Genomic DNA, 1,336 nt, shown 5'->3' on the forward strand with positions numbered 1-1,336 from the left:
AAGCAATCCGCGCCTCATCATCGAGATCGAGGACAAGTCGAAAATCCCGGCCTCTGCTGCCTATCTCGCCTCGATCGGCGTGGCTGAATAGCACCTGTGCCCGGCCTACTAAGGTCGCGGCTCGCTCCCTCTTCTCCCCAGCGGGGAGCAACCATGTTTCAATTTTGCTGGTATTGTGGCGTCCATTCGGTGTTTCGAATGAGGATGGCATTGGCGAGGATGATGAGTTTGCGGGCGACGGCTATGACGGCGCACAGGTGTTCCTTGCCGTTGCTGCGCAAGCGCGCATAGAACGACGCGAGATCCGGATTGTGCCGGGTTGCCGTGAAGGCGCACATGAACAAGCTCTTGCGCAGGCGTTCGCGGCCACCCTGGATGCGGCGTCTGCCATGATGTTTTCCACTATCGTCGTCATAGGGTGCGACGCCGGCAAGGGCGGCGATCTCGGCACGGCCGGCATGGCCGAGTTCGGGCAGCCGAATGATCAGGCACAGCGCGCTGCGCAGCCCGATCCCCTTGATGGAGATCAGCAGATCGAGCCGCCGGGCCAGGTCACAATCGTCGCGAACCGTCTTTTCGAGCCGCAGCAGACGGGCCTTGCGGCAGGTTTCGAGCCGGGCGATCTCGCGCGCGTGACGGCGTTTGACGGCCTCCGACAAGGCGGTCTCGGCAAAGGTCTTCACCAGCGCGATCTGCTGCTCGATCTGTTCCACATAGGTCAGTTCGGCCGCCAACCTGTCGAAGCGTGCGTCCGGCAGTGCCGGCAACTGCTCGAGACTTGCAGTGAAGAGCGCAATCAGCGCGGCATCGAGCCGGTCGTTCTTTGCCCGCCGAAGCCGGCTCTTGGCGAAGAACCGCAATTGCGCTGGCTGCAGACGCGCCGCCGGTCGCTTGCCGGCCCGCAGATGCACCATCAGCCGCCATTCATAGCCACCGGAGGCTTCGAAGCCGATGCGACTGACGTCATGCTCTTGAAGGAAGGCGTCAAGCGCCTTCAGACCAGCGGTGTCGTACGTCACCCTCAGCCTTGCGTCGTCGGGATGGATGGCAATGTCGAGATGGCTTTTGCCGACATCGATTCCGGCACAGATCATGCTATTATCTGTCATCTTCGTCGTCCCTGTCTTGGATACGAACCCCAAGGTTCCTGCAACCACACGGGCCAGATGAAGAGCCGGTTGCGATCCTGCTCCCCACAGCCCCAAACGGCTAAGAAGGTGACGATCCGACAACCAGCTTCCGGGCGGGCGGCCACCCGCCCGGAAGCGTTAGTATCCTACATTCCTGTCATCCAAGAAGGTGGCCCGAAGGGTCGGATGAGGGGGCCACACGGCAC

The 1,336-nt window shown here is 61.9% G+C and carries 1 protein-coding gene and 1 pseudogene; one reads left to right on the plus strand and one right to left on the minus strand.

Annotation, left to right across the window (positions count from 1 at the left end; all coding sequences use genetic code 11):
* A pseudogene (locus AF337_RS42750) lies at nt 1-91 on the plus strand (sugar phosphate isomerase/epimerase family protein); the annotation flags it as partial.
* Between the two features lie 67 nt (nt 92-158).
* Here the strand turns inward: AF337_RS42750 and AF337_RS29955 are convergent.
* Nucleotides 159-1,109 (minus strand): IS110 family RNA-guided transposase, encoded by a 951-nt coding sequence (locus tag AF337_RS29955; RefSeq protein WP_049735019.1) that lies wholly within the window; start codon nt 1,107-1,109, stop codon nt 159-161.
* Nucleotides 1,110-1,336: the final 227 nt, after the last annotated feature.

Origin of the sequence: Rhizobium ecuadorense (genome assembly GCF_001187535.1) — a bacterium.
In the GTDB taxonomy this organism is placed as follows: Bacteria; Pseudomonadota; Alphaproteobacteria; order Rhizobiales; family Rhizobiaceae; genus Rhizobium; species Rhizobium ecuadorense.